At 37.8% G+C, this 20,264-nt stretch carries 9 protein-coding genes and 1 tRNA gene; 7 read left to right on the forward strand and 3 right to left on the reverse strand.

All coding sequences use genetic code 11. The annotated features are described in order from the left end of the window. Positions 1-72: 72 nt before the first annotated feature. Positions 73-1,254, forward strand: a complete 1,182-nt coding sequence (locus ACFIJW_RS06385) for a DNA recombination protein RmuC (RefSeq protein WP_375612812.1) — start codon at positions 73-75, stop codon at positions 1,252-1,254. Positions 1,255-1,365: 111 nt separating this feature from the next. After that, positions 1,366-1,953, forward strand: a complete 588-nt coding sequence (locus tag ACFIJW_RS06390; RefSeq protein WP_375612813.1) for a hypothetical protein — start codon at positions 1,366-1,368, stop codon at positions 1,951-1,953. Between the two features lie 1,599 nt (positions 1,954-3,552). On the opposite strand, the gene ACFIJW_RS06395 is transcribed toward ACFIJW_RS06390, so the two are convergent. Continuing rightward, positions 3,553-3,628 (reverse strand) — tRNA-Ala (locus ACFIJW_RS06395). 117 nt (positions 3,629-3,745) lie between these two features. Beyond that, a complete protein-coding gene (locus ACFIJW_RS06400) occupies positions 3,746-4,126 on the reverse strand; it encodes a TIGR02300 family protein (protein WP_375611400.1) in 381 nt (126 codons plus the stop codon). A 187-nt stretch (positions 4,127-4,313) separates the two neighbouring features. Between ACFIJW_RS06400 and aroA the strand changes: the two genes are divergently transcribed. From aroA to pncB, 5 genes are all read left to right on the forward strand, one after another. Beyond that, the gene (gene aroA, locus ACFIJW_RS06405; protein ID WP_375633682.1) at positions 4,314-5,642 is read left to right on the forward strand and encodes a 3-phosphoshikimate 1-carboxyvinyltransferase; all 1,329 of its coding nucleotides are present in this window, start codon (positions 4,314-4,316) and stop codon (positions 5,640-5,642) included. Beyond that, positions 5,639-6,286, forward strand: coding sequence for a (d)CMP kinase (cmk, locus tag ACFIJW_RS06410; protein ID WP_375633683.1), 648 nt, complete (start codon positions 5,639-5,641; stop codon positions 6,284-6,286). The genes aroA and cmk overlap by 4 nt, the downstream gene beginning before the upstream one ends. Before the next feature lie 133 nt (positions 6,287-6,419). Further along, positions 6,420-8,120: a 30S ribosomal protein S1 gene (gene rpsA, locus ACFIJW_RS06415; protein WP_026500132.1), complete on the forward strand. Its 1,701-nt coding sequence runs from the start codon at positions 6,420-6,422 to the stop codon at positions 8,118-8,120. A gap of 226 nt (positions 8,121-8,346) precedes the next feature. Beyond that, positions 8,347-16,917, forward strand: a complete 8,571-nt coding sequence (locus ACFIJW_RS06420; RefSeq protein ID WP_375633684.1) for a GH36-type glycosyl hydrolase domain-containing protein — start codon at positions 8,347-8,349, stop codon at positions 16,915-16,917. Positions 16,918-17,042: 125 nt separating this feature from the next. Beyond that, entirely contained in the window at positions 17,043-18,347 is a 1,305-nt protein-coding gene (gene pncB / locus ACFIJW_RS06425) for a nicotinate phosphoribosyltransferase (RefSeq protein ID WP_375633685.1), read from the forward strand. 1,483 nt (positions 18,348-19,830) lie between these two features. On the opposite strand, the gene ACFIJW_RS06430 is transcribed toward pncB, so the two are convergent. After that, positions 19,831-20,217 (reverse strand): YbaN family protein, encoded by a 387-nt coding sequence (locus tag ACFIJW_RS06430; RefSeq protein ID WP_375633686.1) that lies wholly within the window; start codon positions 20,215-20,217, stop codon positions 19,831-19,833. Between the last annotated feature and the right edge of the window lie 47 nt (positions 20,218-20,264).

A 20,264-nucleotide genomic window follows, 5' to 3' on the forward strand; every position in this document is an offset into this window, starting at 1 on the left:
GGTTTGTTATTGGTCAATATTGAATAACGGATTCTTGCGTTTTTTTACAATAAGAGCGTTATATTACAATTTATGTTTGATTCGTTTTTTTCCATACTCGCTGGTGATTTTTTTTCTAAACTAATGCTTTTGCTTTTATTTATACTTGTCTGTTTGGCATTTTTTATGTTGATACATTCTCATCGAAAAAAAGCATTTTTGGAAAATGAAATTGCTGAACGCGCACGTGAGGCACAAATGCAGATGGCTACTTTGCTGAAAACACAAGCTGAAATGCAAGGACGAATGCAAACGATGGCGGAAATTTTTGGTCAACGGCAAGCTGAATTGAATAAATCACTCAGTGAGCAACTCAATGGGATGACAACAAGCTTAGGCCAAACACTTCAGGTACAGACCAAATCCACTTATGAAAATTTGAATCGTTTGCAAGAACGTTTAGCAGTGATTGATGCAGCACAAAATAATATTCAATCGCTTACGGGACAAGTTGTTCAGTTGCAGTCCATTTTAAGCAATAAGCAGACGCGTGGTACTTTCGGTCAAGGGCGGATGGAAGCAATTATTGCCGATGCCTTACCAACAAACGCTTATGCTTTTCAGGCTGTTCTTTCCAATGGAAAGCGCCCAGATTGTCTCATTCATATGCCCAATAAAGCTCCTTCTCTTGTTGTTGATGCTAAATTTCCTCTGGAAGCTTGGAATGCTATGCGTAAGGCAGAATCAGCGCAAGAGCGTCAAGAGGCAGAACGCCAATTTCGTACCGATATGGAAGTTCATATTCGTGATATTGCACAAAAATATTTGATTCCTGGAGAAACCCATGACACTGCTTTCCTTTTTGTGCCATCTGAATCGATTTTCGCAACAATTTATGAGGACTTTGAGGCATTGGTACAAAAATCCAATAGAGCCCATGTGATTATTGTTTCACCATCTTTGTTGATGCTCTCTGTCCAAGTGGTACAAACCATTATGAAAGATGCGCGGATGCGTGAACAAGCGCATTTAATTCAATCAGAAGTAGCAAAATTGATGGAAGATTTTGGACGAATGGATACGCGTGTTCGCGCACTACAGAAGCACTTTCATAAAGCAGGTGAAGATATAGAGGGAATTTTGATATCGTCCTCCAAAATCATGAAACGGGCAAATCGCATTGAAACTGTCGAATTAAAAGAAAATTACTCTGAACCAACAAAAATGACAACATTGGCTCAGTCGCAAACATTGCGTTTTGCTGATGAGGAATAAAGCAAAGCAAGCTTCTTAAATATTACAAGTTAGATCATGTTCTTTATTGATTGGTAATCATTTTTTAGTATCTCTATCTTGTTTTATTTCTTAAACGAGAGGAATAGGAATATGCGACACCTTTTGTTTTTAGGGGCACTGGTGTTTTTGCTAGAGGGATGTGCAACAACCACTCCCATCCACACAAATAATGCTTGTGCTATTTTAGCACAAAAAAATGGTTTTTTTGACAATTGGGGTAAGGTGTCTCAAAGAGCGGAAATGCGCTATGGAATTCCTATGCCTATTATTCTTGCAACCATTAAGATGGAATCGAGCTTTCGTCACAATGCACGTCCTCCACGCAAAAAACTACTTGGTTTTATACCATGGAAGCGTCGGTCGACAGCTTATGGTTATGCTCAAGCGCTTGATAGTACATGGGCAATGTATCTTCGCTCTACAGGAAAGTCTTTTGCATGGCGTACGAATTTCGCAGATGCTGCTGATTTTGTTGCTTGGTATCATAGCCAAAGTGTTCAACGCAATGGGGTGAGGTTTGATGATGCATATAGCCTTTATTTAAATTATCATATGGGGCATGGTGCTTATGCACGTAGTGGTGGGCATGTCAGTGCTGCGCTTTCACAGACAGCACAGCGCATGGCAAGGATATCGAGGCTCTATGAACAGCAATTAAAAAGATGTGGATGGCATTAGGGAAGATTTTTGAAAATCTCAATCAGGGAATTGATGGGATAAAATTATTCAAAAGCAAAATTCCACACAATATGATAAAATAGTGTCGTTTTTCCGATCGTTCAATGAAATAAATTGTTATTTTTTAGAATAAACTCAAGCGACAGAAAGCTTTTGCAATACACAATATATTTGAAGATACTCTCGACATTTTTACCTCCTTTGTTAAAAAAATTTATAATAGAAACCATCTTCTATTTAGTGTTGGCATTTCGCATTGGGCTAAGTACTAGAGGTTATTGAAGAAAAATTTTAAAATATAATATCATTTTTTATTTTCATTATGCGTATTACTGGCTGATTATTATATGAATATTTTCTTTGTTAAGCGTATAAAATAGCAATTAAAACAAATGCAATTCGGGCATCATAAAAAGGGTAAAATATTCAATATAAAAAAACGAGAAATGCATTAAACGAAAAAACGTTGTTTTGTATAAAGAGGGCGCTACAGTCTTCAAAAAAACTAAGTGTATTTAGTATTGTATGAAATAAAACATACTCGTCCATCCAGTTCATCTTAATTGAAAGAAGTTATCTTATTGTATTGTAAAAACACTCCCGTTTATAGGATGATAAGGTATATGCAACTTTACACACAATGAATACTCAGGGTAGGGAGTATTCAGAGAAAGATTTGTAACGCCTATGAAGTAACAAGTCAGTCTCCAATGTTGTGATAGCTTTTGCATTTGAGAATATTTATGAGAAGCATTTTTATTCTTTTTCTTAAATGGTTTAAGATGTTGATTTATAAAGATAATATATCGTTATTCATATTAAAGTAAGAATCTCGAATGGCGTAGGGTTTTATCGTTTCAGATTTCTTGAGGCTGAATCAATAAAACCATTGGCTTGCACATAACAAGCACAATGGGTATGTGGATAAAAACTGTGAAAGAAAAGACTAAAAATGTTTTTTTATGAACATACATTCTCAAATGTAAGAATTATCCGTAACATTGGGAATTAGCACATATAATGATGGCACCACTTTGCTCTTACACCTCGACCTTGTTTGTGACGTGCAAGGAAAAAATTAATTGATTCAATATATTATTTAAGTGTTAATATACCTTAGTATTGAGCAGGTATACGCTACTCAAGGTGGATAATTTTTAATTGGCAGAACATCTGATCAGGCTAAAAATACTCGAAAAAAGTTCTGATTCGCAATAATTGAGAAGTATATTTTAATATTTTATTCTCTACTCTTTGTTTAAGTACTTCATATCTTTTAAAAAGATACCGGTAACCAACATATTATGATATTTGTGGAAATATTGTGGTAAAGGAAATTCAAATTTTGTCCTTTAAGACAAGGCGCAGGTTAAACAGCTCATTTTCTATTTCTGTGCAAAGCATAAAAAAATTATCTACTTTCACGGTTGCGACAGTAAATTTTATAATCCAACAAATGATTAAAAATGTATTATAATATCATTAAAATGCAAGGAACAGGCGCTATTGGAATGATAATTAAATAGCACATAAACCTTTTAAATTGATGCACACATCTTTTATTATAATTGATTCCCTTGATAGAACAGTTGGTCTTTTTGGTGGAGCTAAGCGGGATCGAACCGCTGACCTCTTGCATGCCATGCAAGCGCTCTCCCAGCTGAGCTATAGCCCCTATAAAAACAAATTGTCCCAAAAAGACAGTATACAATTCCAGCTTTTCTAGAACGATCAAAATTGAAGATCAAGAAGAATTTACATTCAATGGAAAAGATGTCCTCTTTTACTTCTTTTAAGCATCGTCATCATTAGAAACACCGCCTCCGAGAATATCAGTAACGTCATCATCTTCATCGTCACCATCATGAGACAAAAATGTATCATCATCATCACCAAGATCTACATCACTATCTTCTAAATCAGGAAGATCGTCATCTTTAGAATCCACATCATCATCTTCAAGAAGCATAAAAGCAGATTTTTCAAGTGCTGTATCAAGCTCTTCAGTATCAACTTCTTCTTCATTATTTGCTTCAGCTGCTGCAACTTCAAAGTAAGAACGCGGATAAGAAATTCCTGTATAGGGCGACACAATAGGATCGCGATTTAGATCGTAAAATTTTTTTCCTGTTTCTGGATCAACACGTTTAGTTCCAAGTTCTTGTTTTGCCATAAACCGTGCCTCTTTGATTAACTATTATTCCATTAAAAGATAAATTTTATGGTGCTTAATCGAAAAATAATACCTTTGTCAAAGATAAATACACTGTTCCACAGTGATTTTTTCATGACGTCTTTTAAAGCATGTGCTAAAGGATGCACAATTTGATAAAAGTTAGATAGAATTAAATAGAATTTCCATGCAAAAAGCAATCCCTATAACCACCTATAAATCGAGTAGTCTCTCTGGAAAAATTCAAATACCAGGAGATAAATCAATCTCTCATCGCTCTCTTATATTGGGAGGATTAGCAAGTGGTGAGACATATATTCATGGATTACTTGAAAGCGCTGATGTACTCAATACAGCTGCTGCTATGCAAGCTATGGGTGCCTGTATTATTAAAAAAGAAGACTTCTGGATCATACGAGGAACAGGGAATGGTTGCCTTTTAGCTGCACAAAAACCTTTAGACTTTGGAAACGCTGGAACAGGTGCTCGTTTGGTTATGGGAATGGTTGGTCCGTATCATATGAAAACAACCTTTATTGGTGATGCTTCTCTCTCTAAACGTCCAATGGGACGTATCCTTGATCCACTGCGTCTCATGGGGGTTGAAATTGAGGCAACGCGCGACGATCACCTTCCTTTAACGCTTTATGGTCCGAAAATGGCTAATCCGATTCGTTATCGTGTTCCAATAGCTTCCTCCCAAATTAAATCAGCAATCCTGCTTGCTGGACTCAATACCGCCGGCACTACAACTGTTATTGAACCAGTTCTGACACGAGATCATACGGAAAAAATGTTAAAAGCATTCGGTGCGCAACTTGAAATAGAAAAAGATAACGAAGGTGCGCGTTTGATTCATCTTAATGGTCAACCCCATCTTACTGGACAAACGATTCATATTCCGGGTGATCCTTCTTCTGCTGCTTTTCCAATTATCGCAGCCCTTCTTATAGAAGACTCTGATATCACCATTGAAAATGTTTTGATAAATAACTCTCGAATAGGACTTATCGAAACATTGTGGGAAATGGGTGCTCAAATTGAATTTTTGAACCGACGTCAAACAGGTGGAGAGGATGTTGCTGATCTACGGATAAAATCATCGGTCCTTAGAGGCGTTACGGTGCCCAAAGAACGTGCTTCATCGATGATAGATGAATATCCTGCTTTGGCAGTAGCAGCAGCCTTTGCAGAAGGCAAAACAGTTATGCTAGGAATTGAAGAATTGCGTGTAAAAGAATCAGATCGATTGTCTGCTGTTGCTCAAGGATTAAAAATTAATTGCGTAGACTGTGAAGAAGGTCAAGATTTTCTTATTGTTTATGGAAAAGGTTCTGCCAAAGGTTTGGGGGGTGGGTATGTTGCCACACATCTTGATCATCGAATTGCTATGTGTTTTCTCATTTTTGGGCTTGTATCAGAAAAACCTGTTACCATTGATGATAAACGAATGATTGCTACGAGCTTTCCAGAATTTATTCCTTTTATAAAACAACTTGGGGGAAAAATCGCGTGAAGCCTTTTGTTATCGCCATTGATGGACCTGCTGCCTCAGGCAAAGGAACCTTAGCATGCAAAATTGCTGCACATTATCGCCTTCGTCATCTCGATACTGGTCTTACTTATCGTAGTGTTGCTCATACGCTTTTACAGCAAAATTTAGCTCTTAATGATGAAAAAAATGCTATTATTTATGCTAAAGGACTTGATTTTAACACCTTAAATCCTGCTCTTCTTTCTTCTCATGAACTTGGTGAAGCGGCTTCAAAAATAGCAATTAACCCTGCTGTACGCAAAATTCTTGTCGAAAAACAACGCAACTTTGCTAAAGTTTTGCCCGGCTGTGTGCTTGATGGGCGTGATATCGGAACGATTGTTTGTCCTGATGCCGATATCAAGTTTTATATTCTAGCCAATGTTCAAACACGCGCCAAACGCCGCTACCAAGAGATTTTAAAAAAAGGTGTTCAAGCAAATTATCATGAAATCCTAGCTCAACTTGAACAGCGCGACAGTCGCGATATAACGCGCAAACAAAGTCCACTAAAACCAGCAAAAAACGCCCACTTGCTTGATACGTCAGAATTGAGTATAGAAGCAACATTTGAAATTGCATGCAGCTTTATTGATCCAATCATAAAAATGCATATAATTGGATAAATTCGTTAAGGTAACTTCCAGCCTAGCGCTAACTTTTTTTCCTTTATTCAAGGAAAAAGGCTAGGGAGTTATTTATGTTAACACTAACCTAGCGCTCATACCTTATAATACAAGGTATATATTAGGAGTTCCTATGTCACAATACAATCCCACAACAGCGGATTTTGAAGCCCTTTTAACAGAATCTTTTCAAACTAATGATCTTAATGAAGGATCTGTTGTTAAAGGTCGTGTTATTGCAATCGAAAAAGACATGGCCATTATTGATGCTGGTCTTAAAGTCGAAGGACGTATTCCTCTCAAAGAATTTGGAGCTAAAGCAAAAGATGGTTCTTTGCAAGTTGGCGATGAAGTTGAGGTTTACATTGAACGCATTGAAAATGCGATGGGTGAAGCTGTTTTATCGCGTGAAAAAGCACGGCGCGAAGAAAGTTGGGTCCGTTTGGAGGAAAAATTCAATGCTGGTGCACGCGTTGATGGAGTGATCTTTAGCCAAGTAAAAGGTGGTTTTACAGTCGATCTTGATGGTGCCGTTGCTTTCTTGCCTCGCAGCCAAGTTGATATTCGTCCCATTCGTGATGTTTCACCTCTCATGCATAATTCACAGTCCTTTGAAATTTTGAAGATGGATCGTCGTCGTGGCAATATTGTGGTCTCACGCCGCACTGTTTTAGAAGAAAGTCGCGCTGAGCAACGTTCAGAAATCGTACAAAATCTTGAAGAAAACCAAATCGTTGAAGGTGTGGTGAAAAATATTACAGATTATGGTGCCTTTGTTGATCTTGGTGGGATTGATGGTCTCTTGCACGTTACAGATATGGCATGGCGGCGTGTTAATCACCCATCTGAAGTGCTCACAATTGGCCAAACGATTAAAGTGCAGATTATTCGCATTAATCAAGATACGCACCGTATTTCTCTTGGAATGAAACAGCTTGAAAGTGATCCTTGGGAAAGCATCAGTGTCCGGTATCCGATTGGTAAAAAAATTACGGGTGCTGTTACCAACATTACTGATTACGGTGGTTTTGTTGAAATTGAACCAGGAATTGAAGGGCTGATCCATGTTTCTGAAATGAGCTGGACAAAGAAAAATGTTCATCCTGGAAAAATTCTGTCTACATCACAAGAAGTAGAAGTGGTTGTTCTTGAGATTGATCCTTCTAAACGGCGTATTTCTCTTGGCTTAAAGCAAACATTTGAAAATCCATGGGAAGCTTTTGCCAATAAATTTCCTGTCAATTCGCAAATTGAAGGAGAGGTCAAAAATAAAACAGAATTTGGTCTGTTTATTGGGCTTGAAGGCGATGTTGACGGTATGGTTCATTTGTCTGATCTTGATTGGAATCGTCCTGGTGAACAAGTTATTGATACTTACAATAAAGGCGATATCGTTAAAGCTGTGGTCCTTGATGTTGATATTGAAAAAGAGCGCATTTCTCTTGGAATTAAGCAGCTTTCCAGTGATAAAGTTGGAGAAGCAGCTGCTTCTGGCGAATTGCGAAAAGGTGCAGTTGTAACATGCGAAGTGATTGCTGTTAACGACAATGACATTGGTGTGAAATTGATTGACCACAACCTTGAGACAACCATTCGGCGTGCTGATCTTGCGCGTGATCGTGATGAGCAACGTCCTGAGCGTTTCGCAATTGGGCAAAAGGTTGATGCTCGCATCACAGCATTTGATAAAAAAACACGTAAAATTTCAGTATCGATTAAAGCTTTAGAAATTGCAGAAGAAAAAGAAGCTGTTGCACAATATGGTTCTACAGATTCAGGTGCTTCTCTTGGTGATATTTTGGGTGCAGCTTTGAAAAAACAAGAACAAGATTAATCATCAATCATTAAAGTTGGTTTTATTATTAAGGTCACTCATTAGGAGTGACCTTTTTATTTTCTAAAAAAATTGTCTGCTTATTTTTAAATTATTGAAACAAAAATTATAAATGCTTGCAAATAAAAACAAAAAGTTTGTTTTTTATCTAACAACGGTTCACTATTCAGATAAAATGCTTAAAATTTAAATAAAAAACGATGTAATTGAATAACAATGGGACACTATGACGTGCATAATACCTTTCATAAAGTGCTTTTTTTCTCAAAAAGAGAAAAAAGATCATTTTATTAATACGGATTTTCCTCTTCGTGCAATTTATAAGGTACAGGAAGATCTTTATAACTTAGGGCATGATATAGCTTCTGGTAAAGAAATTTTACTCCCTGAATATGAAGGAGTAGGAGATTTTCGCAAGAGATTGAATGAAAATGCTAAACTTATTCTTCATGCCTTTCATACCAGTGATTTTGCTGCTCGAAATGATGAAACTATCGCACCATCTGCTCAATGGCTCATTGATAATCATTACACCATTGATAAAACCATACAAAAGCTACGTTGTAATCTACCCAAGTCCTTCATAAAGCAACTTCCTCTTTCTACACACAAAGCCGGAATACCACGAATTTTTGCTTTAACTTGGCTTTATATTGCGCATACCGATAGCAGCTTTTCACAAGAAACACTCACTGCTATGACCAACGGATTTCAAGAAGTTTGTGCGCTCACAATTGGTGAATTGTGTGCTCTTCCTTCAGTTATGCAAATGCTGCTCATTGAAAATGTCCGTCGTCTTTCAGTACGTATCGAAAAAGCACGACATATGCGCCATCTTGCTAGTCAAGTTGCAGATAAAATTTCTCTTGTAAAAAATAAAACAAATCTACACTCTCTTTTTACGCAGTATAAATCATTTATTGTTGATCCAACTTTTTCAGCACATTTATTCTATCGCCTGCGCAGTGCATCTGTCGATTCAACCGTAGCATTAACTTGGCTTGAAAAGCAATTGAAAAGCCAAGGCAGTAGCTTAGAGATTGCAACAGCCGATGAACATACCCGACAAGCAGCAGATGGTGTGACCATGGGTAATATTATCCGTGCTCTTAAAGCTATAGATGATGTTGATTGGACAGCATGGTTTGAAACAGTGAGTTGTGTCGATTCTATTTTGCGTAAAAATAGTGATTTTTCTGAAATTGATGCTCACTCACGCAATATTTATCGACAAGTCATTGAAAAAGTTTCTCGCTTTTCGCCTCTTAGTGAACTGGAAGTTGCACATAAAGTTGTAGAAATGGCAAATTCCACTTCTAAAGATATGCCTCATCATTCTTGTGTGGGGTGGTACCTTGTTGATGATGGTTGTGGTATATTTGAAAAGGCTTGTGGATATATTCCGCCCTTTCTCATAAAATGGACACGCGCTTCCTGTTGCTCAAAATTGAGAGTCATCGCCATTCCTGTCTCTTTTCTGACGCTTGCTCTTTTGCTTGTAATTTACGCCCTTTTACAGCTATCTGGCATGACACAATGGATGTCTTTTTGCTTTACTGTATTGGCGCTTTTTCCTGCTATCGATGCTGCTTTTGCTTTATTTAATACTGTTGTTTCGTGGTTTGTCCCATCAAGACAACTCATTGGTTATGAATATAAAGAAGGTATTCCAAAACATGCACGGATAATGGTTGTTGTACCTACTTTGATGACATCACGCGATGATATTGATGAACAAGTGCGCAATCTTGAAGTGCACTATCTTTCCAATCCTAAAGGTGCCATTCATTTTGCACTCATTACAGATTGGGTGGATGCTCCATTGAGAGAAACGCAAGATGATCTTGATTTATTGCACTATGCGCAAAAGAATATTGATAAACTCAATAATCGTTATCATCGTGATGAACTTCCGCTTTTTTTCCTTTTACATCGCCGACGCCTTTATAATACAAGCGAAAAATGTTGGATGGGATGGGAACGAAAGCGAGGAAAACTTCATGAACTTAATCGACTCTTAAGAGGCGATAAAAATACAAGCTTTTATCCTCCCAATCCACGTCTTCCTATGGATTGCCGTTTTGTTATGACGCTGGATTGTGATACACGTCTTACTCCAGAGAGCGTCGCGAAACTTGTTGGAAAGCTTAACCATCCACTCAATCATCCCGTTTTTGATCTACAAAGTGGAAAGGTTGTAAAGGGCTATAGCATTTTACAACCACGCATTATTCCTTCTCTTACAACAGGAAAAAAAACATCAATTCTCCAACGGGTTTTTTCTATAAACCGTGGCATTGATCCTTATGTTTTTGCTGTTTCTGATACTTATCAAGATCTTTTAGGAGAAGGCACCTTTATCGGTAAAGGTCTTTATAATATTGATGCATTTGAACAAGCGCTTGATGGCAAAATTAAAGAAAATACTACTCTTAGTCATGATCTCTTAGAAGGAGGTTATGCTCGTACTGCTCTGGTAAGTAGCATAGAAGTCATTGAAGACTATCCAACCGCTTACAATATTGATGTTATGCGTTATCATCGTTGGGTCCGCGGTGATTGGCAGCTTTTGCCTTATCTTTTTTCCCACCGTCAAATAAGTTCCGTGACGCGTTGGAAAATGCAGGATAATTTACGTCGTTCTCTCACTCCACTTATGTGGTTAATCGCAGCATTTGCAGGATGGGCTTTTTTGTCTTTAAAGAGTGCAATCGTCTGGCAACTATTCTTGTTGTTTAGCTCCTTCATTTCACCCATTCTATGTGTATTAAAAACGCTTGTCTCATCCAATATAGATCATTCTTTGCGTGGACATTTTCAATTAATTTGGAACAAAATTGCTCTTACAAGCGCTGATATATTTCTTAAAACGACGTTTCTTGCTCATTCGGCGTATTTTATGACCGATGCGATTATTCGTACACTCTATCGTATGACGATTTCAAACCAGCATCTTCTTGAATGGAAAACTTCTGCCGCAACAAAATCAATGCCCAATAGTTTGCGTGTCTATGTTTTTACAATGGCACCAGCATCGCTTATTGGTATTCTTACTATAGCACTCCCTCTTTTTTCTGATAGTTTTGCAAGCTTGGTTGCTTTGCCTTTTGGGATAGCATGGTTTTTTTCACCCTTTATTGCTTGGATTGTGAGTCAACCTTCAACCTTTCAAGATAGCCTTGATCTTTCTTCAAAAGATGAAAAAAAACTTCGCTCTATTGCACGGCGGACATGGCTTTATTATACAACCTTTGTCAATGCACAAAACAACCATCTGCCTCCCGATAATTTTCAAGAAGATCCTGAACCTCTTGTTGCTCAACGTACATCGCCTACGAATATTGGCGTTTATCTCCTTTCTATTATTGCAGCACGTGATTTTGGCTGGATTGGTTTTGAAGAGACCATCACCCGTATTGAATGTACATTACGCTCTCTTACAAAAATGGAAAAGTTTCGTGGTCATCTCTATAATTGGTATGAAACGGAGACACTCAGGCCTCTTTTGCCTACTTATGTATCAACCGTTGATTCAGGAAATCTTGCCGGTCATTTGGTAACACTCTCTTCTGCTTTAAGTGAATGGGCTGAAAAACCGCCTCTTTTTTTCCAAAGTGATCGAGAAGGCTTATCGGATGTTCTTGCTATTCTTGAAGAAACTGTCAGAGAAGTTCCAGATCATCAACCCAGTTTACGCTCTTTACGCCAAAAAATCGAAGAAAACATCACTCGTTTTCATGACTCTGTCTTCACTTTTTTAGAACAAGAAAATACGGTCCCTTCTCACATCATAGATCTTTCACTTGCAGCCCACGATATTGTGCACTTAGTCGGTGAACTTGACCACAAAATTCAAACGATAGAATCTGCTCGTGCGCTTTCTTGGGCTAAATGCCTTATCGACACCTGTAACGCTCATCATCATGATGCGACTGCTCATTGTGATACTGAAAAATTACGTAAAAACCTAAACAGGCTGGCTATAATGGCACGGCAAATAGCCTTTGATATGAAATTTGACTTTTTAGAACAGCCTAAACGGCATCTCTTATCCATTGGATATCGTGTTCAAGAAAACAAACTCGATGAAAATTGTTATGACCTACTTGCTTCAGAAGCACGTCTTGCAAGCTTTTTTGCCATCGCAAAAGGAGATATAAAACTTAAACATTGGTTTCGTCTTGGTCGACTTCTCGTACCCATAGGTGGGAAAGGTGCACTCCTATCATGGTCTGGATCAATGTTCGAATATCTTATGCCATCTCTCGTAATGCATGAACCTTTAGGGTCTCTCTTAGATCAAACAAATCGATTGATTATTCGTTGTCAAATACAATATGCCCATAAACGGGAATTTCCATGGGGTATTTCAGAAGCCGCATTTAATGCTCGCGATCATTTAATGAATTACCAATACGCTCATTTTGGTGTTCCAAACCTCGGACTCCAACGTGGTCTTTCACGCAATGCTGTCATTGCTCCCTATGCCAGCCTTCTAGCGGCACAATATGCTCCTGCTTGCGCTGTCGCTAATTTAAAACGACTCCGTGATCTTGGAGCTTTAGGAACATATGGTTATTATGACTCTGTTGATTTTACTCCAACACGCGTGAAAACAGGGGAAAAATACGCCATTGTACGCAATTATTATGCGCACCATCATGGTATGTCTATTCTTGCTCTTAACAATGTTATTTTTCAAGGGCGAATGCGTGATCGTTTTCACCGTGATCCCGTTATTGAAGCAACACAATTGCTCTTACAGGAAAGAGCGCCTCATCTCATTCCTATTATTCATACCAAAGCTGTTAATCGTATGCGCAATAAGTCTCAAGCATTTGACGCAGCCCCTTTGCGCATTATTACAAACCCGTTACTCAAACCACGAGCAACTTTACTTTTGTCTAATGGCTTTTATTCTACCATGTTAACAGCGAATGGTTCTGGTTACAGCCGTTGGCACGATTATGCGATTACGCGCTTTATTCCTGATGCAACAGAAGATCAACAAGGTACTTTATTCTTCTTACGTGATACGCATAGTGGACGGTGGTGGTCTGTTACTGGTGAGCCAACACGTGTTATTGAAGAAGAAGCTGTCAGCATTTTTACAGATGAAAAGGCTGAATATACAAAAATGGTTGATGGTATTAAATCAACACTTGAATGTCTTATTACATCTGAAGGATGTGGCGAAGGGAGACGTATTCAATTGATGAATACGACAAATAAAGACCGACTCATTGAAGTGACTTCTTATGGTGAATTAGCGCTTGCAACGATGGATACAGACCAAGTTCATCCTGTTTTTTCCCGTATGTTTATAGAGACAGAAATTACTGAAGAAGGTAAAACAATTTTTGCCAAAAGGCGCAAACGCTCGCCTAGTGATCCTGAAATCTATGTTGCCCATTTTGTTTCTAGTACAACAGATATTCTCCAAGAGACAGAAGCTGAAACAGATCGCTCTCTGTTTATTGGTCGGGGGCGATCCATTCATCGGCCCACTGCATTTGACCAAAATGCTCGTTTCAGTAATAGTCAAGGTTGTGTTCTTGACCCTGTTATGTCATTGCGATGCCGTATAAAAATTTCAGCCCATGAAAAAGCAGAACTTATTTTTTGGACTTTTGCTGCTCATACAAAAGAAGCGCTAAATAATCATATTAAACATTATCGACAACCTGATATGTTTCAAAAAGAACTTTCAATGGCATGGACGCGCTCACAAGTCGCACTGTATCAGAGCGGAACCCAGCTTAAAGAAGCTATTATCTATCAAAAATATGCAACACCGCTTATTTATCCAGAAAGAACGTGGCGTCTTCCTTCTGAAATATTAGCAAAAACGATAGGAAAAAAGTCTAATCTTTGGCCTATGTCTATCTCAGGAGACAATCCACTCTGTCTTCTTAGATTAAATAACGAGGGAAATATAACTGTACTGCGCGAGCTCCTTAAAGCACATGAATATTGGCGTATGCGCGGACTCATTGTTGATTTGGTCATTCTTAATGAACAAACATTTTCCTACATACAAAATACACAACGCGCTCTTGAGTGGGTCTGTGAATCTTATTATCACCACACGCAAAAAGCAGATGAACGCCAACATATTTTCATGCTTCGACGCGATCAAATGAGTGAAAATAGTTTTAAAACGCTTCTTGCATCAGCGCGTATCGTTCTTGATGCCCAAAATGGCTCTTTATCTGAACAACTTAAACGACTTGATGAGAATGATTTTAATCTCACAGTTCGTAAAAATTATCAAGAATCTTATGATCAATTAAACTTGCCAAGATATAACGAAGGACAGCAATTTACAACACAAACTGAACAAAATCTTTTTTCTTCCATTGGTCTTATTAGCCAACAAAAACCATCCTCTTTTCTCCCAAATGGAGAAGATCTAAGATATTGGAATGGTTACGGTGGTTTTAATCAGCACAATCATTATGTAATACGTCTTCATGGACGTACCACTACACCGCATCCGTGGATTAATGTCATTGCTAATCACAGATTTGGTTTTCATGTCTCTGCTGAAGGTGCAATTTTTACTTGGGCTAACAATAGCCGCGATTATCAACTAACTCCTTGGGCGAATGATCCAACGTCTAACCGACCAGGAGAAGCTCTTTATCTGGTTGATCGCCAGTCTTTAAAACGTTTCTCACCCGTTTCTACTGTTGAATGTGACGAAAATATTGTCTATGAGGCTTGTCATGGGTTTGGATTCTCAACTTTTAAATCAACACATTCAGAAATCGCATTAGAACTGACTCATACACTTGATCCCGAAAAACCTATTCGCTTTTCACGTCTTATCCTTACGAATGAAGGGAAAAAACCACGCAGTTTACGCCTTTATAATTATGTTGAATGGGTTTTGGGAAATGTCCGTACAAAATATGCCCCCTTTATTGTTTCCTCTTATGAGGACAGATGGGGTGCACATTTTATTCAAAATCCCTATCACATCGAGAAATCTCAACAAGTTACATTTTTATCAGCATCCGAAATGCCAACCAGCACTACGACCAATCGCGCTGAATTTATTGGTGCAACGGGAACCGTAACACGTCCAAATGCGATCCGTAAAGCCGGTGCTCTTTCGAATACCATTGAAGCAGGATGTGATCCTTGTTCAGCATTCGCTTATGATATTGATCTTCAACCAGGGCAAACAAAAGAAATCATATTCTATCTTGGTAGTGCTGAAAATAGGCAAGAAGCTGAAAAATTACTCAATCAAGTACGTACAAGTGATTTTGAAATTCAGCTCACAAAACAAAAACAGCAATGGAGTGATTTTGTTTCTCCTTTCCAAGTCAAAACACCTGATGCTTCTTTTAATCTTATGGTCAACCATTGGCTTCCTTATCAAATCTACGCATGCCGCATCATGGCACGCGCAGGCTTTTACCAAGCGAGTGGTGCATTTGGTTTTCGTGACCAGTTACAAGATAGCTTGTCTTTGTTATTGCTGGAACCACAATTAGCACGTGAACAATTGTTAAATGCAGCAGCGCACCAATTTCTTGAAGGTGATGTGCAACATTGGTGGTTGCCTGACACAAATGCTGGTGTTCGTACATACATTTCTGATGATATCGTTTGGCTTGCATATGCAACAGCTCTTTATGTCACTACCACTGGTGATGACGCTTTTCTTGATACGCTCATTCCTTTTATTGAAGGTGATGTTCTCAAAAGTGGGCAACAGGATGCTTATTTTCAACCCACCCAATCCTCAAAGGTTGCAACAGTTTATGAACATTGTGCTTTAGCTTTAGACCTTGCCATTAAACGCTGCGGACCACATGGTCTCCCTCTTATTTTAGGTGGGGATTGGAATGATGGTATGAATTTGGTTGGTGTGGAAGGAAAAGGCGAAAGCATTTGGTTAGGATGGTTTCTTGGGTACACATTACAAGCATTTATCTCTTTAGCCCAAAAACGTGGTGATAATAGCCATATGCAAATATGGAGTACGTACCTTGAACATTTAACAAAATCCCTAGAGAAAAACGGTTGGGATGGTGCTTGGTATCGACGTGGTTATTTTGATGATGGAACACCTCTTGGCTCTAAAATCAATGATGAATGTCAAATTGATACCATTGCTCAATCTTGGGCTGTCATTTCTCAAATGGCATCGCCTGAACGTCAAAAACAAGCGATGAAATCAATGTTGGAACAGCTCTATGATAAAAAAGGCGGACTCATTCGCCTTTTTTGGCCGCCTTTTGATAAAAGTACGCTCGAGCCTGGTTATATAAAAGGTTATCCTCCAGGAATTCGAGAAAATGGTGGTCAATACACGCATGGTGCCATTTGGAGTATTTTTGCGTTGGCTGAAATGGAACAAAACGATAAAGCTTATGCTTTATTTTCTATGATAAACCCAATTACCCATGGACAAGATCCTGAAATTTATCGTGTTGAACCTTATGTGATGGCCGCAGATATTTATGCTGTTGAACCACGATGTGGTCAAGGCGGTTGGACTTGGTATACAGGTTCAGCCGGTTGGTTTTATCGCGCCGCAACACAAGCTATTCTTGGAATACAGCGTCAGGGAGACCTATTGTTTTTGCAGCCACATTTACCCTCTATTTGGCCAAAATATGAAGCAACAATGAAGTTTTATGATGCCGTTTATCGCATTAAAGTAAAATGGGGACCTAAAAATATGCTCTATGTTAATAGCAAAGAATATACCGAAGTTCATATAGGGATAAAGTTACAAAAAACAGGTCAGCATGAAATTATGCGTATTGTCAAATCTTAAAGATGAAAAAAGAGAGCAGGCTTTTTATTCTTGCCCAAAACTGTAGAGTTGTTATATTGCACCGTCTATATTAGCCGTGTTGGTGCATAATATTTTAGATTTTATGAAAATGAAAGAAAAAGGTTATGAATCATCCGGATATTGCTAGACGTGTTTACAATCACACTTGGAAGCTTGATCCCATTATTCGGTCACTTCTTGATACGGATTTTTATAAGCTTCTTATGGTGCAGATGATTTGGGGGTTATACCCTAATGTTAATGTTACTTTTTCCCTCATAAGTCGCTCTAAAACAATACGTCTTGCCGATGATATTGATGAGAGTGAATTACGTGCTCAACTTGATCATGCTCTTAGTTTGCGCTTTACAAAAAAAGAAATGATCTGGCTTGCTGGTAATACATTTTATGGACGCAAACAAATTTTTGAACCGGATTTTCTTCAGTGGCTTGAGAATTTTCAACTCCCAGAATATGAACTCACCCGCAAAGATGGCCAATATATCCTTCATTTTCATGGACCCTGGGCCCATAGTTCCATGTGGGAAATTCCTGCCCTTGCTATTATTAGTGAATTACGTTCACGTGCTGCTCTCAAAAAACTAGATCGTTTTGCTCTTGATGTACTTTATGCGCGTGCTAAAGCAAAAATGTGGAGTAAAGTTGAACGTCTCAAAAAATTGCCTGATATTAAAATATCTGACTTTGGGACAAGGCGCCGCCATTCTTTTTTATGGCAGCGCTGGTGTGTGGAAGCATTAAAAGAAGGCATTGGTCATTCTTTTACTGGAACTTCTAATGTTCTTCTTGCCATGGATACGGATTTAGAAGCTCTTGGAACCAATGCACACGAATTGCCTATGGTTATTGCGGCTCTCAGCAACAACGATGATGAATTACGCAGAGCTCCGTATCAAGTCTTGCAAGATTGGAATCGTTATTATGGTGGAAATCTTCTCATTGTTTTACCTGATACCTTTGGTACAGAAGAATTTTTACGCAATGCACCAGATTGGGTTGCTGATTGGACGGGTTTCAGACCCGATAGTGCGCCCCCTATTGAAGGTGGCGAACGTATTATTCAATGGTGGAAAGAAAAAGGAAAAGATCCACGCAAAAAACTTTTAATTTTTTCTGATGCTCTTGATGTCAATACAATTGAAAAAACCTATCATCATTTCCATGGTAGAGTGCGCATGAGTTTTGGATGGGGCACGGATCTTACCAATGATTTTACAGGCTGTGCACCTCAGGAAATCAAAACTCTTGATGCTCTTTCCCTTGTTTGTAAGGTGACCTATGCCAATGGTCGACCAGCCGTAAAACTTTCAGATAATCCTGAAAAAACGATTGGTGATTCAAAAGAAGTACAACGTTATCTCAATTTTTTTGGTAATAAAAAGCGAATTGCTAGACCTATAAAGACATAGTTTCCGGTTCTTTAAAACAAGTATATTGACTCATCATATTGTTTATAAGATTGATTTTTGTTCTACCCTAAGGATGAGGATTCTTAACCTTTGCTGGTCTGTAAACAGTTCGGCTGTTTTTGAGCAGATTCTACTTGGCCTACCACGCATACGCTTCACTTACATAAGGCGCGATAGATAAGACTTAAAAGTATTTACGACGCATTAAAAAAACACTTAACGTGCCAAGGAAGTTTAGCCAAGGAGATTTTCTCATTTTAACCCTGTTAAATCAAGCACACTCATCTCCTTGCATGTATGAAGGTTTTCAAGTTCTAAGGGTTATTGTTGTAGTTTGACAGTAGGTTTTATACTAAGTAGGAAGAGGTTGGATTAAGTAGGAATACGTGGTAATTTGTTGTTTTTATGTACAATTTTGACCATTAAATGCGCGTTTTATCAAAATAGATTTTGACACCTAAAATTGCAAAAATTACCGAAAATCAGAAAAAAGTGCGTTTCCATAAGTAAAAATGAGAAAAGGCTTTCAAAACCCTTTGAGAACATCTTTAAACTCTTTGAAAAAAATAAATTGGTACAAAATTTAGTGTCAAAATATACAAAACCAGATGACAAGCTATAATTGTAGCATTAGGAATTACTAAGGCAACATTGGAGGATGACAAATAGCATGGTGACTGTCGGTGTGTATTTTGCAAGGCAAGGATGATGGTGCTCAAATAGATTTTATACATGTTACAGGAGATTTTACTTTATCCATGTATAGTCTGCTATTATGAAATGAGTAAAGCGTTGAGAAATGTTTCATTAAAAATAAATGTGTAAATAACATGATTTGGGAGACCTTTTGTTTTACTTGAGGGGCATGACTTCATTAAAAAACAAAGAATGCAATAATATTTTTATTTCGAATAAGCTTTATACAAAGACAGAAAAATTATTTATTCGCATATTATAATAAGAATGCGTGTATATATAAAACCATTTGAAAAACTCTGTTGTTTCTTATGAATTATTCTTAAGTTAATAACAGATGTAACATTAAAGATTGATATAATAGACCGGCTTCTTAACTGTATAAGTATAAAAATGATGGTGTTTAGTAAGCTTTGTATTATATCCTCATTAAGAAATATGAAAAAAACGAAATGTCTTTTAGAAAGAAATGACTATCATATCAATGACTTTTTAATGATGTATATGTAGAGATTCATACAAACATGCTTTACAGAAATAAAGACTCTCTTCCATGAATGTGATTTATCATTGTTTACCAAGAGAGAACATTTTGAGTGTTCATAAACAATTTTCTTTGTTCATAAAAATTATTTCACAAACATATTATTAATTAATTGCGTTCAAAAAGCTTGCTATTTCATATGCATTTTGGAAATGGAGAGCTTATATTCAAAACTTAAAAGTTCTCATAGTTTTACAAATAAGCCGAAGCTAAAAAGAGTATCCCATAAAGCCTTTTTTATCATTAGGAAGATGGACGTGTTACAATATAAATGGCAATCAGCAATAATATAACCGCAACAAGTAAAGAAATCCACAAAGGAGGGTGTAGCATTACAAAAAAGGATAAAAATCCTCCTGTCATACTCATCATTGCAAAAACTTTAACAAATGGAGAGATTGCTTTTTTTTCTTCCCATCGCTTAATAGGGGGACCCAAAATACGATGATTATTCAACCATTGATGAAAACGTGGAGAAGAACGCGTAAAACACCATGAGGCAACCAATAAAAAAGGCACAGTTGGCATAATAGGTAATACGACACCGATAATACCTAATATAACCATCGCCCACCCTGCTATATAATAGCAGATACGTAAAGGGTGCGATATCTTCAAATCTTTTTTCATTTTCTCGTACTATTTTCCTCTACGCAAAACCCTATACAAAAACATTG

The organism is Bartonella sp. MM97QHHN, assembly GCF_042194285.1.
In the GTDB taxonomy this organism is placed as follows: domain Bacteria; phylum Pseudomonadota; class Alphaproteobacteria; order Rhizobiales; family Rhizobiaceae; genus Bartonella.